Origin of the sequence: Kluyvera genomosp. 3 (assembly GCF_011765685.1) — a bacterium.
Classification (GTDB): Bacteria; Pseudomonadota; Gammaproteobacteria; order Enterobacterales; family Enterobacteriaceae; genus Kluyvera; species Kluyvera georgiana_A.
Genome location: NZ_CP050321.1, coordinates 3,601,221 through 3,617,540, shown reverse-complemented (window position 1 = coordinate 3,617,540; position 16,320 = coordinate 3,601,221). Strand labels below are relative to the sequence as shown.

Sequence of the window (16,320 nt, the reverse complement as noted above, 5' to 3'; positions counted from 1 at the left end):
GCCCAACGCTTTATTCTTTCTCGGAAATGTACGGATCCTCATAGCCCAGAGCAAGCATTATCTCTGTCTCGAGGCTTTCCATCTCTTCCGCTTCCTCATCTTCGATGTGGTCATAGCCCAGCAGATGCAGGCTGCCGTGGACAACCATGTGCGCCCAGTGGGCTTCCAACGGTTTGCCTTGCTCAGCGGCTTCCTGCTCCACCACCTGACGGCAGATGATCAGATCGCCCAACAGCGGCATCTCCATACCCGGTGGCGCTTCAAACGGGAAGGAGAGCACGTTGGTCGGTTTATCCTTACCGCGATAGGTGAGGTTCAGTTCATGGCTCTCAGCTTCATCCACCAGGCGAATCGTCACTTCTGATTCCTCCTGGAACTGCGGGATAACGGCATCCAGCCAGCCCTGGAACTGACTTTCTTCTGGCAGACCGGTGTTATTTTCACAGGCCAACTGGAGATCGAGGATCACCTGACTCATTTCTGCTCCTGCGCCTGAGCTTCGCGTTTGCGTTCTGCGGCCAGCTCGGCTTTACGTTTTTGATCGGCTTCTTCCCACGCCTCATAGGCGTTGACGATGCGGGCAACCACCGGGTGGCGCACCACGTCTTCGCTGTGGAAGAAGTTAAAGCTGATTTCATCGACTTCGGCCAGCACTTCGATAGCATGGCGCAGGCCGGATTTGGTGCTGCGCGGCAGGTCAATCTGGGTGACGTCGCCGGTGATAACCGCTTTAGAGTTAAACCCGATACGTGTCAGGAACATCTTCATCTGTTCGATGGTGGTGTTCTGGCTTTCATCGAGAATGATAAACGCATCGTTCAGCGTACGGCCGCGCATGTAGGCCAGCGGCGCGACTTCGATGACGTTACGTTCCATCAGCTTCTCAACTTTCTCGAAGCCGAGCATCTCAAACAGCGCGTCGTACAGCGGGCGCAGATACGGGTCAACCTTCTGGCTTAAATCGCCTGGCAGGAAGCCGAGTTTTTCGCCCGCTTCAACCGCCGGACGGGTCAGCAGAATACGGCGAATTTCCTGACGCTCCAGCGCGTCGACCGCAGCCGCCACCGCCAGGTAGGTTTTACCGGTACCTGCCGGGCCGATACCGAAGGTGATATCGTGATCGAGAATGTGGGCGATGTACTGCGCCTGGTTAGGCGTACGCGGTTTGATCACCCCACGCTTGGTTTTGATATTGATTGCTTTGCCGTAGTCCGGCACGCTCTCGGCGCTCTGTTCCAGCACGCGCGCTTCTTTAATCGCCAAGTGGATCTGCTCTGGCTCAATGTCCTGAATCTGGCCGCGCATCGGGGCGGTGTCCACATACAGGTTACGCAGAATATCAGCAGCGGCGGTCACGCAGATGGCGCGTCCCGTCAGTTTGAAATGGTTATCGCGGCGGTTGATTTCGATGCCCAGTCGTCGCTCCAGCTGTTTGATATTGTCATCAAACGGGCCACACAGGCTCAGCAGACGGGCATTGTCTGCAGGCTCCAGGGTAATTTCGCGAGTGTCTATGTTCAAACTGTTCCTCTTATGTCTGTATAGCCGTAGGACACGCGTCTTTGGCTCGTAAAGGAATTATTCACGCCGCAGTCAAAAGGCGCAAGCATTGCGATAAATATGGGGGTGGCAGGAGGAAATACAAGGCCCGCCAGAGTTGACGGGCCATGAAGATTAAGGCTGGTAGATTCCTACGCCCAGGTCGCTCTCTCTGCGGGTACGCGCAATGACCGACTCCGGCGTTTCAACCACACGCAGGCCCATCTCATCTTCGGTGCGCACCAGCTTGCCGCGCAGGGAGTTGGTGTAGACGTCGATAATCTCCACGTCAACAAACTTACCGACCATGTCCGGCGTGCCTTCAAAGTTGACCACGCGGTTGTTCTCAGTGCGCCCGGTCAGCTCCATAATGCTTTTACGCGAGGTACCTTCCACCAGGATACGCTGGACGGTGCCAAGCATACGGCGGCTCCAGGCCATCGCTTGCTGGTTGATACGCTCCTGCAGAATGTACAGGCGCTGCTTTTTCTCTTCTTCCGGTACATCGTCGACCATATCGGCTGCCGGCGTGCCTGGACGCGCGGAGAAGACAAAGCTAAAGCTCACGTCAAAGTTCACATCGGCAATCAGCTTCATGGTCTGCTCGAAGTCCTGGGTCGTTTCTCCCGGGAAACCGACGATAAAGTCGGAGCTTATCTGAATATCTGGACGCGCGGCGCGCAGCTTACGGATAATCGATTTGTACTCCAGCGCGGTGTGCGGGCGGCCCATCAGGTTCAGCACGCGGTCGGAACCGCTCTGAATCGGCAGGTGCAGGAAGCTCACAAGCTCCGGCGTATCGCGATAGACTTCGATGATGTCGTCGGTGAACTCGATCGGGTGGCTGGTGGTGAAGCGCACGCGGTCGATCCCGTCAATGGCGGCCACCAGGCGCAGCAGTTCTGCGAAGGAGCCGGTGGTGCCGTCGTAGTTCTCACCGCGCCAGGCGTTAACGTTCTGTCCCAGCAGGTTGACTTCACGCACGCCCTGAGCGGCCAGTTGGGCAATCTCAAATAAGATGTCGTCGCAAGGGCGGCTGACCTCTTCACCACGGGTATACGGCACCACGCAGTAAGTGCAGTACTTGTTACAGCCTTCCATGATGGAAACGAATGCGGTCGGGCCTTCGGCGCGCGGTTCAGGTAGACGGTCAAACTTCTCGATTTCCGGGAAGCTGACGTCAATCACCGGGCGACGATTGTTGCGTACGGCGTCAATCATTTCTGGCAGACGGTGCAGCGTTTGCGGCCCGAAAATAATATCTACGTAGTGGGCGCGTTGGCGAATGAGTTTGCCTTCCTGAGACGCAACGCAGCCGCCGACACCAATAATGACCTTTGGATTTTTGGCTTTGATTAATTTCCAGCGGCCTAACTGGTGAAAGACTTTCTCCTGCGCTTTCTCTCGAATTGAGCAGGTGTTCAGCAGCAAGACATCGGCTTCTGCTGCATTTTCAGTCAGTTGATACCCATGAGTGGCATCCAGCAGATCGGCCATCTTTGATGAATCGTATTCGTTCATCTGACAGCCCCAGGTTTTAATATGGAGTTTTTTTGTCATCGCCTTGCTCTTGCTCAATTATGAATAGCCAACATTGCCGGGCGCGTATTGTAATGCTTTGACGCGGTTGTGACCAGCCTGGCGGATATTCGCCGTAAAGGGCAAAAGTCCGGTAAACTTAAGGGATTCGGCTTTAAGGATAATAAATGATGACAATTCGACATACTGACGTCGCCGTTATCGGCGGTGGGATGGTCGGCGGCGCGTTAGCGTTAGGTCTGGCGCAGAATGGTTTTTCGGTTGTGGTGCTGGATAAAGCGCCGCCTCCGGCATTTGATCCTACGGCTCAGCCGGACGTGCGCATTTCCGCCATCAGCGCCGCGTCTGTGCAGCTGTTACGCAGCCTGGGGGGCTGGGACGCCGTACTGGCAATGCGCGCGCATCCGTGGCGGCGTCTTGAGACCTGGGAGTGGCAGACTGCGCATGTGGTATTCGACGCCGCCGAGCTGAAGCTGCCAAACCTCGGCTATATGGTCGAGAACAATGTTCTACAGCTGGCGCTGTGGCAGGCGCTGGAGGCGCATCCGCAGGTCACGCTGCTGCACGGCAGTGCGTTAAAAGAAATACACGGCCAGCATCTGCATCTGGCGGATGACACCGAGATTGTTGCTCGTCTGGTGGTCGGTGCCGACGGGGCGCAGTCGCAGGTGCGGCAACTGGCGGGTATTGGCGTGCATGGCTGGCAGTATCCACAATCCTGTATGCTGATCACCGTGAAGTCCGAAAACGAACCGGGTGACAGTACCTGGCAGCAGTTTACACCGACCGGGCCGCGTGCCTTTTTACCGCTTTACGATAACTGGGCTTCGCTGGTGTGGTACGACACCCCGGCGCGCATTCGCCAGCTACAGTCGCTGTCGATGACGCAGCTTCAGCGAGAAATCAGTGCGCATTTTCCGGCGCGTTTAGGAAATGTTACGCCGGTGGCGGCAGGAGCTTTCCTCCTGACGCGCCGCCATGCGTTGCAGTATGTGCAGCCGGGGCTGGTGCTGGTAGGCGACGCCGCGCATACCATTCATCCGCTGGCGGGGCAGGGTGTGAATCTGGGCTACCGCGACGTTGATGCGCTGCTGGACGTGCTGGCGAACGCACGCAGCGTCGGCGAAGACTGGGCTAGCCTGCCGGTGCTCGAACGCTATCAGTCGCGCCGTCGGGTGGACAATCTGCTGATGCAAAGCGGCATGGATCTGTTCTACGCCGGTTTCAGCAACGATCTCGGCCCGCTGCGGGTTTTGCGTAATGTGGGGTTAATGGCGGCACAGCGGGCGGGCGTATTGAAACGTCAGGCGCTGAAGTACGCGCTGGGATTGTAGTTGTAGTTCGGATAAGGCAGCGCTGCCATCCGGCACGTTGCCTGATGGCTCTTTGCTCATCAGGCTCATGACATTCTGGAAAGGACAAAAACAAAAAAAGCTCGCCGAAGCGAGCTTTAAAATTTGGCTGGGGTACGAGGATTCGAACCTCGGAATGCCGGAATCAGAATCCGGTGCCTTACCGCTTGGCGATACCCCAACAAATTGTTTTTGGATAACCGGGTAAACCCGGCACTCCGGAATATGGTGGCTACGACGGGATTCGAACCTGTGACCCCATCATTATGAGTGATGTGCTCTAACCAACTGAGCTACGTAGCCAAATTGTTTTCTTCGATGGCTGGGGTACCTGGATTCGAACCAGGGAATGCCGGTATCAAAAACCGGTGCCTTACCGCTTGGCGATACCCCATCCGTGCAACGCTTACTGGTGAATGGTGCGGGAGGCGAGACTTGAACTCGCACACCTTGCGGCGCCAGAACCTAAATCTGGTGCGTCTACCAATTTCGCCACTCCCGCAAAAAAGATGGTGGCTACGACGGGATTCGAACCTGTGACCCCATCATTATGAGTGATGTGCTCTAACCAACTGAGCTACGTAGCCATCTTTTTTTCGCGTTACCTTATCGGCGTTGCGGGGCGCATTATGCGTATTGAGCCCTGGACCGTCAACACCTTTTTCAATGAAATTCACCGGAATGTGACTGTTTGGTTAGGTTGCGAACAGCCTGGCGCATTATTCGGCAATTATTGGCTATTTACCGTTATCCCAAACGTAAAATAGACCCTTCACAGTGCGTTGGCTAGTGGGTTCTGGCACCGGTTTAAGAAATGATTGTTATCACTGCAAACGTGGGTTTGCCTACAGCGGAAAGAAGCAGGGCCCCGATGTCGCCATCGGGGCCCTGCTATTAAAACATCGTGCTTACTTATAAGCAGACTGATGCACGCCTACCGCACGGCCAGATGGATCGTCCATGGTTTTGAATGCTTCATCCCACTCAATGGCTTTCGCAGAGGAACATGCTACGGACGGGCCACCCGGTACGCATTCCGCAGCGCTCGGCACCGGGAACAGCTCTTCAAAGATTTCACGGTACAGGTAGCCTTCTTTTGAGCTCGGCGTGTTGTACGGGAAACGGAAGTGTGCGGTTTCCAGCTGCTGGTCGGTCACCTGTTTTGCCGCCACTTCTTTCAGCGTATCAATCCAGCTGTAGCCAACGCCGTCAGAGAACTGCTCTTTCTGGCGCCACGCCACGCTTGCCGGCAGATAGGATTCGAAACACTCGCGAAGCACGTGTTTTTCCATTTTACCGTTGCCGCACATTTTATCCTGCGGGTTGATGCGCATTGCTACATCGAGGAATTTTTTATCCAGGAACGGCACGCGTGCTTCCACGCCCCAGGCGGACATCGCTTTGTTGGCACGGGCGCAGTCATACATATGCAGAGCCTGCAGTTTACGTACGGTCTCTTCGTGCAGTTCTTTGGCGTTCGGCGCTTTATGGAAGTACAGGTAGCCGCCAAACACTTCATCAGAACCTTCGCCAGACAGCACCATTTTGATGCCCATCGCTTTGATTTTACGTGACATCAGGTACATCGGCGTGGAGGCGCGGATGGTGGTCACATCATAGGTTTCGATGTGGTAGATAACATCACGAATGGCATCAAGGCCTTCCTGCACGGTGAAGTGAATTTCATGGTGCACGGTGCCGAGGTGGTTAGCCACTTCCTGCGCGGCTTTCAGGTCAGGTGAACCTTCCAGACCGACGGCGAAAGAGTGCAACTGCGGCCACCAGGCTTCAGAGCGTTCCTGATCTTCGACGCGACGGGCGGCGAATTTTTTGGTGATAGCCGAGATAACCGAAGAGTCCAGACCGCCGGACAGCAGCACGCCGTAAGGAACGTCGGACATCAGGTGGCTTTTCACGGATTCTTCCAGCGCCTGACGAAGCTCATTTTTGTCGGTGACGTTGTCTTTTACCGCGTCGTAATCGAACCAGTCGCGCTGATAGTACTGACGAATTTCGCCGTCTTTGCTCCACAGGTAGCTGCCTGCCGGGAACTCCTGAATGGTGCGACAAACCGGAGTTAGTGCCTTCATTTCTGAGGCGACATAGAAGTTGCCGAATTCATCATGGCCCATGTACAGCGGGATAATACCGATATGGTCGCGGCCAATCAGATACGCGTCTTTCTCGCTATCGTACAGTGCGAAGGCGAACATGCCCTGCAGGTCATCGAGGAATTCCGGACCTTTTTCCTGGTACAGCGCGAGGATCACTTCACAGTCTGAGCCGGTCTGGAACTGATAGCGATCGGCATATTCAGCACGCAGGGCCTGATGGTTGTAGATTTCACCGTTGACCGCCAGAGCGTGCGTTTTCTTTTCGTTATACAGCGGCTGTGCGCCGGCGTTCACGTCAACAATCGACAAACGTTCATGCGCAAGAATGGTTTTATCGCATGCGTAAATACCGGACCAGTCCGGGCCACGGTGGCGCATCAGGCGGGAGAGCTCAAGCGCTTTTTTACGCAGCTCGCCCGCGTCAGTTTTAATATCCAGTACACCAAAAATAGAACACATAGACTTCTCCGTTAACCCTGTTGTGCTGTGTTGTTGTGTGGCGTTGCGCTATCGCGTTGCCTTTGCATGACTAAAAAAATGCCGTAAAGGGCGCACGGGTGCAAGGCTTTTTCAGCCTCTGGAAGAAATAATGCAATAGGGCTTAATGAATACTAAAAAATACGTACGTAGAATCTCCTGTTATTGATGAATCTTCATTTTTATGCGGATTTTTTTATCGATTCCGTTTTCTGGCGGGCGTGTGATGTGGCATTTGTGCACCTCACCCGACAGCGCCAGGCTGCCGGGTGATAAGAGCGTCAGAAATGATAGTACACGCCTATACGTACCCGGTTTTCGTCATCGCCGTCGCTGGCTTTATCCAGATAAGCGACATCAATATAAGGCGTAAAGTGGTCGTCAATTTTGTAGCTTAAGGCTAACGTATGCTCGTAGTTCTCGGTCGAACCATTGCCGTAGCGATAATCTTCATCACGTTTATGGTAGGTAAAGTTGTACTCCATCCAGATTCGGTCGGTGACATTGAGGTCGGCCCAGATGTTAACTTCCTGGTTGGAATCTTCGGTGTAATCGCCGTTATAGTCGAAGCTCTGATAATTGTTCTGGTTATAGCGGTAGCCTGCAATGAGCATGAAGTTATCAGTCACCTGCACGCCAAGTTTGACGTAGGGATCAAAGGCGCTGCCGTTAGAACCCCAGTTAAAAACGAAACCGGGCCAGAAGAACAGGCGTGAAGCAAGTGGGATCTTATAGTTGGATTCAATTTCATTATAGCGGTTATTAAATTCATCAAAGTGCTTACCTTGCCCGGAAGTATTCTGAATGCTGAAATAGAGGTCGTCATCCAATTTCATTCCGTATTCTATTTTTGTCTGGAATTGTTCGCTCCCGGACATATAAGCTTCACGAAAGTTAACCCAGGAATCTGTAATTTTCATTGCTGATGCAGAGGTACTCATAAGAGCAAGGCTAATAGCAGTCGATAGTAAGGTGATATTTTTCATTCTTTTCATCCATTATGAATTTAAATTATATTTCCGATACGACTGAATTCGGATGAGAGTAGGTTATTTTTCGGGCCACAATTTTTCATGCGGCAGGCCGGTCAGGGTGTGCAGTACCGCCTTCGTTTCAGGAGCCGTATCGCTTAACGAACCGCCATTTTTCAAACGTGCAATTTCATTTTTGACTATCTGATGATTCTCTTTCGACAGCTTGAAGCGGAACGCAATAATGGTGCTGAGCAGTAACAAAATGACGTTGCCAAAAAAGAACAGGGCAGTAATCCCGTGAATAGTGGTGATGGATTGAGTACTGCTGGTCGCGTCGAAATGGACGGCTTGCAGTACGATGCCAATTAACATTCCAGCCAGCGCTGAGGTGCTTTTTCTGGCAAGCGTCATCACGCCAGCAAAAACACCTTCGCGGCGTTGGCGTGTGACCAATTCATCGACATCAGGAATAAAAGGATAAATATTCCAGATAATATAGACGTAGCCACCCTTGAAGAACTGATAGATAAGAGAAGTGACGTACATGATGGGAAGCATCAATAAAGGCTTCCAGAAGTAGAACCCGGAAAAGACAAAAAAGCACAGCATGCTGACGGTCAGACAGATTCTCAGGCTCCAGGTCTGTCCATAACGGATCACCATCCACGCCATCAGCGCGTTACTCCAGCCGGTAAGGAAAATACCCACCGCCAACAGGTTTGAGGCCATCACCGAAGTGCTGTTCAGCGAGTAAATAATAAAATAGATAAATACCGTGTAGAACAGATCGAGTGAGGTAAACGACAGCACGTACATGGTCAGGTGCTGGCGGAAGCAGCGCACGCGTAGCGTAGAAGCCATATCCGTAAAAATATGTTTTATGCTGAAGCTGCGTGCTTTAGGGGCATCTGCCGTGCTTTCCTGTTTACGCTCCCAGGTGGTGGACCAGGTGACCAGCAGAGCCACCATAAAAATAACGGAGAAAATGACGGCGTTAATGAAGAAAACTTTGCTGTCCGACGTACCGAAATGTGCAAACAGACGCCCCGGTAAAAAGGTCGCGAGCCAGGTGCTGAAACCGCCATAAAACAGACGAACGGCGGACAAAATACTGCGCTGCTTGTAGTCGTCGGTCATTTCGGAAGCGAGGGTTTCCCAGGGAATGATGACCAGCGCACCGATGATCTCTATGGAAAGGTAGACCACCAGATAGTAAAGATAGGGCATGCCGGGGATCCACAACAGTGAATAGACATAAACCAGCACCGCGCCCAGCAGCAGGAAGATGCGTCGGCGACCAAAACGACGGCCTAACCGGGTATTCCCGATATTATCGGTAAGATAGCCAACGCAGGGGCTAACGAAGGTATCGATAATTTTGGCGATAAATAGAATCGATCCTGCCTGAATGGGCGTCAGACCTGAAAAGTTGGTAAAAAAATACATTAACCACGCCGCAATAATGGAAAATGCGCCGCTGGAAAAGAGGTCCGTCATGCCGTAACCAATATAGGTTCGCAGTTTAATCGGTACAGGGGTGCTCATAGGGTATCTCCAGAAATACGCCATAAAGTTAGATGAATTTATTTAGCGGTGGCATAAATGCCACCGACTAATGGTTTTTATTTATCAGGGATAAATCTTTCTGTTTCGTGAGTCATGAATACCTGATTTACGATAAAAATAGGTGTTGACCTGGTCACGCCAGGCTTCAGCGTTATTCAGTTGTCTATTTAAACGCTCTTGTACTTCGTGAAATAGATCTTCTGGAATGTTTTTATCAGCGGCAAGCTCAGCCCATTTTTGAATATAATCCTCAACCTGAGCCACGCCATTAAAGTGGCTGTCGTAAATGTGCTGGATAACGGTCTTACCTGAAGGCAGGACGTGGCGATATTTCAGATGATGGAAGAATAAAATCAGCTCCTGCGGGCAACGATTCGGATTGTTATACATCTGGCAGTTGAGCGGATGATATTGTTTTACGTATCCTGTACCGCTGTTTTGGGTGCGGTCGACGCCAAGACCGTAGCGGTTAGCGTAGTGGTAAGTACCCCAGCTATCGTATTCGTAGCCATCAACCGCGGGACCGTAGTGGTGATGGGGCTGTACCATCCAGCCTACACCCAGTGGTGCGGTATAGCTTTCGTAAACTAACCAGCTGCTGAGCAGCATCTGGCTAACGGTGTCGACGGTTTTGGGGGAGTCAGACAGCGTGAGCTTGCACCACTCCTGTGCCAGCAGGCGTTCATCGATCTCAGGATCCCATATTAAACGGCCATAACCGTAGAGGTTGGCCTGCGCAAGCGGATGACCCGTCCAGAAGGGATGATCGCCGGTGTTGACCACCGCCGTGACGCCGCTGTGGCGCATAGAGTGCTGACGACAACGGCCTGCGAGGATATCGGCAATCGAGGCGTCGTGCCTTCCCGGTTGGGTATCAAAGCCGAGAATGGTTTTCCACTGGGGAACTAACCAGCAGAGATCGATTTGCTGGCCGGTATACTCCTGGGTGATTTGCAATTCCATGACTTTGTTGGTGTGGGGCATCGCGCCCAGCAGGGGTGATACCGGTTCACGAACCTGGAAGTCCATCGGACCGCTTTTGATCTGCAAAATAACGTTGTCATCGAACTGCCCATCCTGTGGCGCAAAGTGGTCCCAGGCGGCACGGGCGCGATCGGTGCTACGGTCATACCATTTTTGCTGGCAGTTGTAGACGAAGCAGCGCCAGTACAGCAGACCCCCGTAAGGAGCTAACGAGCGCGCTAGCATATTGGCGCCGTCAGCATGGGTACGCTCATAGGTGAAGGGGCCAGGGCGATGCTCCGAGTCCGCTTTCACTACGTAGCCGCCAAAATCAGGAATATATTGATAAATCTCTTCGGCGCGTTGCTGCCACCACGTCACAACCTGCGGATCAAAGGGGTCTGCCGTGGCGAGTTCGCCGGTTTCGATAGGCGCGGCAAAGTTAACGCTCAAGAAAAGCTGGATAGTGTAGCGGCGGAAAATAGCCGCGATACGGGCAACGTCAGGCAGCAGGTGTTGACGAATCAGGTTAGTTTCATGATGGTGGACGTTAACATTGTTTATCGTCAGGGCGTTGATGCCGACGCTGGCCAGCAGGCGTGCGTATTGGCACAGGCGAGTTTCATCGTAACTTATTTTATTATCAGCGAAAAAGAGTGAACGGCCTGCATATCCGCGCTCGATCGAGCCATCCATATTATCCCAGTGGTTAATCATGCGGATTGTAAAAGCCGGGCGTTCTTTTGTTATTTCCTTCACACCCGTTGGATTAGCGATATTACGCAGCAAATGGAACCAGCCATACAGTAACCCGGCATAATCTCCGGCAGTAATGGTTATCGCGTAATCATCGCGTGTAATCAAATATTCGCCATGACATGGCTGAGAGTCCGTGAAGGGCTCGAGTTTAAAAATTAGCGAGGCTTCATGAGGAGCGGCGGCTATTACCGTGTCTGCAGTGAGTTGTTTAATCTCCAGCAGCAATGTCTGGTTGTTCTCGTCCTCCTGATGGGGGAGATGAACCGCTTGTAAATACGGTTTAAGCCATGTTCCTTCCACGCTGGAGGGCAACCAACAATATGAAAAGTGACGGGGCTGGGCTATTTCCTGACGCGGTCTCATTATTTATCCTCTCGATCACCATACAAGTATGAGTGCGAGGGTAAATAATGAAATTAAAGAAATCTATTATAAAAATAGCTTGTGGGATTACGATAATTATTTTTCACATGATGGATCACATTTTTTATCAGGGTGGGAATAGAATGGGAGGATTTATGTTATATAACGGAAAGGGTAGTATTGCTGATATGAATTTATATTTTGTATTTATATTATTGGTAAATGAATATGGTGCTGTATATCCATCTACCAATAATTTATGTGAATCTATTAGAGGATGTCGATTTCCGCCACAGACGGATAAATCCACGAAGGCCGGAACGGCATATTATCGATGTCATCCACGGTGGAGACGCCAGAAAGGACCAGAATCGTTTCCAGACCAGCCTGGAAGCCGGCCAGAATATCGGTGCGGAGATTATCGCCGACGATCACCGTTTGCTCTGAATGCGCCTGCATTTTGTTAAGCGCGGCGCGGATGATCCACGGACTTGGCTTGCCAACGACAAACGGCTTACGGCCTGAGATTTTTTCGATGCCGGCGCACAGTGCGCCACAGGCAGGGTAATAGCCGCGGCCATGCGTGTCCGGGTTGGTTGCAATGAAGCGTGCGCCATTGGCCACGAAGAATGCCGCTTTGTGCATCATCTCCCAGTTAAAGGAGCGCGTTTCACCCACGATAACGAAGTCAGGGTTGACGTCGGTGATGGTGAACCCGGCTTTATAAAGTTCGTGGATCAATGCGCCTTCGCCGACCACGTACGCTTTTTTGCCTTCCTGGCGGCGCAGGAAATCGGCGGTAGCCATGGCGGAGGTGTAAAATACGCTGTCAGGCACGTCGATGCCTGCGGTGGCGAAACGGTTCGCTAAATCCTGACCCGTCTGTGAAGGGTAGTTAGTCAGACAAAGAAACGGCATACCTTTATCCAGTACGCGCGCGACGAATTCTGCCGCGCCCGGCACGGCGACGTTATCGTGCATCAGCACGCCGTCAATATCACAGATTACATTCTGAATGGTCATGGACTACCTGGCGTTTGTTTTTGAAGAGGCGTAATTATACACGTTATCCCCAGCATTACCTCTCAGGACTAACCTTCCAACAAATGTTGCAGCAAAATCCCGTTCAGCATGGCGCGTTTAACCAGCGCAAAAGCGCCAATCGCGGAGCGATGGTCGAGGGTCGAACGTACCACCGGCAGATTCTTGCGGAATGCCTTCAGAACCTGAGTATTGATGCAGCCTTCGATGGCGGGTAACAGCACGCGGTCAGCCTCGATGATCTCACCGGCAATTACCACTTTTTGTGGGTTAAACAGGTTGATGGCGATGGCAATTGTTTTCCCGAGATGGCGTCCCACGTGCTCAATAACTTCGGTGGCAAGTGGGTCACCTTTATTGGCCGCCTTACAGATGGTTTTGATGTGGCAATCGTCAAGCGTGATCCGGCTCTGGTAGCCCTGTTCAAGCAGATGGCGCACGCGCTGTTCAATGGCGGCATTCGCAGCCACGGTTTCCAGACAGCCGAAGTTGCCACAGTGGCAGCGCTCGCCGAGCGGATCAACCTGAATATGGCCGATTTCACCCACATTGCCATTACGGCCAATAAAAATACGCCCGTTAGAGATGATGCCCGCGCCGGTACCGCGGTGCACGCGCACCAGAATGGAGTCTTCACAGTCCTGGCTTGCACCAAAGTAGTGCTCCGCGAGCGCCAGACTGCGGATGTCGTGGCCGACAAAGCAGGTGACTTTGAAACGTTTTTCCAGTGCTTCCACCAGATGCCAGTTTTCGACCGGGATATGCGGCATATAGCGAATAATGCCGCTTTCCGGGTCGACAAGACCGGGCAGAATCACCGAAATGGCGATCAGCTCGCGAATTTTACGCTGGCACGATTCAATAAAGGTGGCAATGGTGTTGAGCAACGCATATTCCAGCGTTTCCTGAGTGCGCTCCGGCAGCGGGTAGTGTTCTTCGGCAACCGCCTTGCTGCTCAGATCGTACAGTGTCAGGGTGGTGTCGTGGCGGCCCAAACGGACGCCAATCGCGTGGAAATTGCGGGTTTCGGTGACGATAGAAATGGCGCGGCGGCCCCCGGTGGAGGCCTGCTGATCGACTTCTTTGATCAGGCCGCGTTCAATAAGCTGACGCGTAATTTTGGTTACGCTGGCGGGGGCAAGCTGGCTCTGCTCGGCAATCTGAATCCGCGAGATTGGCCCATGCTGGTCAATCAGGCGGTAAACGGCCGCGCTGTTAAGCTGTTTTACGAGATCAACATTACCAATTTGAGCTTGTCCGCCTGATGTCATACTTTCTCTTACTCAGTAACGACCTCGTCGCCATTAACGATGGTCTTGATGATTTTAAAGTCGTGGGTGAATGCGGTCAGGTTCGCCACTTTACCCGGGGCAATGCTGCCGAGGTGCTTTTCAACACCGATCGCGCGAGCAGGGTAGAGCGTCGCCATACGCAGCACTTCGTCCAGCGCAATGTTAGCGTGCTCGACCAGGTTGCGGACCCCTTCGATCATCGTCAGCGATGAACCGCTCAAGGTGCCGTTTTCGTCTACGCAGAGACCATTGCGGTAGTATATTGTTTTACCGGCAAAAATGAACTGATCAATATTGGCGCCTGCCGGTGCGGTGGCGTCGGTGACCAGGCACAGCTTATCGCCTTTCAGGCGTTTGGCGTTACGGATATTGATGTAGTCCACATGCAGGCCATCAGCAATGATACCGCAGTAGATTTCATTCGCATCGAGAATTGCACCGGTCAGGCCTGGTTCGCGGCCAGACATGTACGGCATGGCGTTAAACAGGTGGGTGGCGAAGGTGATGCCGGCGCGGAAACCGATACGCGCTTCTTTCGCCGTGGCGTTGGAGTGCCCGGCGGAAACCACGATACCGGCGTTAGCCAGCGCGGTAATCACTTCCGGTGCGACCATCTCTGGCGCCAGGGTCACTTTGGTGATCACGTCAGCGTTGTCGCAGAGGAATTGCACCAGTTCGTGATCTGGCTTGCGCACGAATTCCGGATTATGGGTGCCTTTTTTCACCAGGTTCAGCCACGGGCCTTCGAGGTGCAAGCCCAGCGCCTGGTTCGGGTGTTTGGCGAGATATTCACGCATCACGCGTACGCCCTGTTTCATCAGGTCGTCGCTGGTGGTAATCAGCGTCGGCAGGAAGCTGGTGCAGCCAGATTTCTCATTGGCTTTCTGCATAATCTCCAGCGTTTCAACGGTCACCGCTTCGGCAGTATCGTTGAACTGTACGCCGCCGCAGCCGTTAAGCTGAACGTCGATAAAACCAGGGGCGAGAATGGCGCCATTCACGGAACGCTGTTCGACGTTCGCTGGTACATCAGCCAGTGGGCAAATACGTTCAATAAGGCCATTGGCGACGATAATCGCATGGTCATCCAGAATTTCGTGACCGGTAAAGATCCGGCCATGGGTTAATGCATACATTACGACCCCCGGTATTCAAAAAATGTTGTCCCACGCCGCGGCGTGGGACGGGTAAGACATTACAGACCTTTGATATTTTCAGCTTCTAATTCATTGAAATATTTCAGGGTCTTAACTTTCAGCTCCATCGTGGACGGTTCGTCGCAAACGATCAGCGATTTCGGGTGCAGCTGCAGACAGGTAATGGTCCACATGTGGTTAACGTTGCCTTCAACCGCCTGCTGTAGCGCCAGCGCTTTCGGCGCGCCCTGCACCAGGATCATCACTTCTTCGGCATCCAGCAGGGTGCCCACGCCAACGGTCAGCGCATATTTTGGCACCAGAGAGACGTCGCCATCGAAGAAGCGGGAGTTTGCCACGCGGGTTTCGTGAGTCAGCGTCTTGATGCGGGTACGGGAAGAGAGTGACGATGCCGGTTCGTTGAACGCAATGTGGCCGTCGTTGCCCACACCGCCCATGAACAGGTGGATTTTACCGTAAGAACGAATTTTCTCTTCATAGCGACGGCACTCTGCGTCAACATCTGGCGCGTTGCCATTCAGCAGATTGATGTTTTCTTCAGGAATGTCGATATGATCGAAGAAGTTACGGTGCATAAAGCTGTGGTAGCTTTCCGGATGCTCTTTTGGCAGGCCGACATATTCGTCCATGTTAAAGGTGACAACATGTTTAAAGCTAACCTGGCCCGCTTTATGCATTTCGACTAACACTTTGTAGGTCGCCAGCGGGGTACCGCCGGTTGGCAGTCCGAGGACAAACGGACGATCTGCGGTAGGTTTAAACGCGTTGATGCGGTTAACGATGTGGCGAGCAGCCCATTTGCCGACTTGTTCAGCGTTAACGAGAGGAATCAGTCTCATTCTTCACCTCAAAATTTAAATGTAAGAAGTTGGCGGATGGCGTCTCCGTGCACTCTCTAAGCGTAACCTGTTTGCATCGATAGGGAGCAATCCGTTTTGATTTTTTGAATGATAAAATAAGTTTTCATAGTTAGCCAGTGAAAGGGAGTGGTGAGAACAATATTTGGTGACTATAGTCACAAAAAGAACGCGTTTAATTTGCGATACGAATTAAATTTTCACACACTCTGATGCCTGAACAGGTGTAAATGCAGTTTACAAGACATCGCAGTGTCATGCTTTTTTGCACAATAAAAAAATGGCTTAGATTAAATGAGCCGTCTCGGGGTCTCGTAGGGGGAATAA

General features: G+C 52.5%; 12 protein-coding genes and 5 tRNA genes. 1 reads left to right on the top strand and 16 read right to left on the bottom strand.

What is annotated here, in order from left to right:
- Nucleotides 1-10 precede the first annotated feature (10 nt).
- From ybeY to miaB, 3 genes are all read right to left on the bottom strand, one after another.
- On the bottom strand, nt 11-478 hold the full coding sequence (gene ybeY, locus GY169_RS16980; RefSeq protein ID WP_163446137.1) for an rRNA maturation RNase YbeY: 468 nt from the start codon (nt 476-478) through the stop codon (nt 11-13).
- Entirely contained in the window at nt 475-1,521 is a 1,047-nt protein-coding gene (locus GY169_RS16975) for a PhoH family protein (protein WP_064548269.1), read from the bottom strand. Before GY169_RS16975 ends, ybeY begins: the two co-directional genes overlap by 4 nt.
- Nucleotides 1,522-1,674: 153 nt before the next feature.
- Nucleotides 1,675-3,099, bottom strand: a complete 1,425-nt coding sequence (gene miaB / locus GY169_RS16970; RefSeq protein WP_065355523.1) for a tRNA (N6-isopentenyl adenosine(37)-C2)-methylthiotransferase MiaB — start codon at nt 3,097-3,099, stop codon at nt 1,675-1,677.
- A gap of 149 nt (nt 3,100-3,248) precedes the next feature.
- Here miaB and ubiF point away from each other — a divergent pair, with 149 nt between their 5' ends.
- Nucleotides 3,249-4,412: a 3-demethoxyubiquinol 3-hydroxylase gene (gene ubiF, locus GY169_RS16965; RefSeq protein WP_167577327.1), complete on the top strand. Its 1,164-nt coding sequence runs from the start codon at nt 3,249-3,251 to the stop codon at nt 4,410-4,412.
- Between the two features lie 124 nt (nt 4,413-4,536).
- On the opposite strand, the gene GY169_RS16960 is transcribed toward ubiF, so the two are convergent.
- The 13 genes from GY169_RS16960 to nagB form a co-directional block, all read right to left on the bottom strand.
- Nucleotides 4,537-4,611: transfer RNA gene (locus GY169_RS16960), tRNA-Gln, on the bottom strand.
- 45 nt (nt 4,612-4,656) lie between these two features.
- Nucleotides 4,657-4,733, bottom strand: a tRNA-Met gene (locus tag GY169_RS16955).
- Nucleotides 4,734-4,749: 16 nt separating this feature from the next.
- Nucleotides 4,750-4,824, bottom strand: a tRNA-Gln gene (locus GY169_RS16950).
- A gap of 23 nt (nt 4,825-4,847) precedes the next feature.
- Nucleotides 4,848-4,932: transfer RNA gene (locus GY169_RS16945), tRNA-Leu, on the bottom strand.
- 8 nt (nt 4,933-4,940) lie between these two features.
- Nucleotides 4,941-5,017 (bottom strand) — tRNA-Met (locus GY169_RS16940).
- Between the two features lie 321 nt (nt 5,018-5,338).
- On the bottom strand, nt 5,339-7,003 hold the full coding sequence (asnB, locus tag GY169_RS16935) for an asparagine synthase B (RefSeq protein ID WP_167576403.1): 1,665 nt from the start codon (nt 7,001-7,003) through the stop codon (nt 5,339-5,341).
- Nucleotides 7,004-7,302: 299 nt separating this feature from the next.
- Entirely contained in the window at nt 7,303-7,941 is a 639-nt protein-coding gene (locus GY169_RS16930; protein WP_167576402.1) for an oligogalacturonate-specific porin KdgM family protein, read from the bottom strand.
- A 129-nt stretch (nt 7,942-8,070) separates the two neighbouring features.
- Nucleotides 8,071-9,540, bottom strand: coding sequence for an MFS transporter (locus tag GY169_RS16925; RefSeq protein ID WP_167576401.1), 1,470 nt, complete (start codon nt 9,538-9,540; stop codon nt 8,071-8,073).
- An 84-nt stretch (nt 9,541-9,624) separates the two neighbouring features.
- Nucleotides 9,625-11,388, bottom strand: a complete 1,764-nt coding sequence (locus GY169_RS16920; protein WP_223882113.1) for an alpha-glucuronidase — start codon at nt 11,386-11,388, stop codon at nt 9,625-9,627.
- Nucleotides 11,389-11,916: 528 nt separating this feature from the next.
- On the bottom strand, nt 11,917-12,669 hold the full coding sequence (locus GY169_RS16915; RefSeq protein WP_035892682.1) for an HAD-IIA family hydrolase: 753 nt from the start codon (nt 12,667-12,669) through the stop codon (nt 11,917-11,919).
- A gap of 68 nt (nt 12,670-12,737) precedes the next feature.
- The gene (gene nagC / locus GY169_RS16910) at nt 12,738-13,958 is read right to left on the bottom strand and encodes a DNA-binding transcriptional regulator NagC (protein ID WP_167576400.1); all 1,221 of its coding nucleotides are present in this window, start codon (nt 13,956-13,958) and stop codon (nt 12,738-12,740) included.
- 8 nt (nt 13,959-13,966) lie between these two features.
- Nucleotides 13,967-15,115 carry an N-acetylglucosamine-6-phosphate deacetylase gene (gene nagA / locus GY169_RS16905; protein WP_163449157.1) on the bottom strand — a complete coding sequence of 383 codons (1,149 nt, stop codon included), beginning with the start codon at nt 15,113-15,115 and terminating at the stop codon, nt 13,967-13,969.
- Between the two features lie 59 nt (nt 15,116-15,174).
- A complete protein-coding gene (gene nagB, locus GY169_RS16900; protein WP_167576399.1) occupies nt 15,175-15,975 on the bottom strand; it encodes a glucosamine-6-phosphate deaminase in 801 nt (266 codons plus the stop codon).
- Between the last annotated feature and the right edge of the window lie 345 nt (nt 15,976-16,320).

What these genes read in the sequence shown, in the direction of transcription:
- ybeY (WP_163446137.1), bottom strand. Translation starts at nt 478, where the DNA reads ATGAGTCAGGTGATCCTCGATCTCCAGTTGGCCTGTGAAAATAACACC.
- miaB (WP_065355523.1), bottom strand. Translation starts at nt 3,099, where the DNA reads ATGACAAAAAAACTCCATATTAAAACCTGGGGCTGTCAGATGAACGAA.
- ubiF (WP_167577327.1), top strand. Translation starts at nt 3,249, where the DNA reads ATGACAATTCGACATACTGACGTCGCCGTTATCGGCGGTGGGATGGTC.
- asnB (WP_167576403.1), bottom strand. Translation starts at nt 7,003, where the DNA reads ATGTGTTCTATTTTTGGTGTACTGGATATTAAAACTGACGCGGGCGAG.
- GY169_RS16930 (WP_167576402.1), bottom strand. Translation starts at nt 7,941, where the DNA reads ATGAAAATTACAGATTCCTGGGTTAACTTTCGTGAAGCTTATATGTCC.
- GY169_RS16925 (WP_167576401.1), bottom strand. Translation starts at nt 9,540, where the DNA reads ATGAGCACCCCTGTACCGATTAAACTGCGAACCTATATTGGTTACGGC.
- GY169_RS16915 (WP_035892682.1), bottom strand. Translation starts at nt 12,669, where the DNA reads ATGACCATTCAGAATGTAATCTGTGATATTGACGGCGTGCTGATGCAC.
- nagC (WP_167576400.1), bottom strand. Translation starts at nt 13,958, where the DNA reads ATGACATCAGGCGGACAAGCTCAAATTGGTAATGTTGATCTCGTAAAA.
- nagA (WP_163449157.1), bottom strand. Translation starts at nt 15,115, where the DNA reads ATGTATGCATTAACCCATGGCCGGATCTTTACCGGTCACGAAATTCTG.
- nagB (WP_167576399.1), bottom strand. Translation starts at nt 15,975, where the DNA reads ATGAGACTGATTCCTCTCGTTAACGCTGAACAAGTCGGCAAATGGGCT.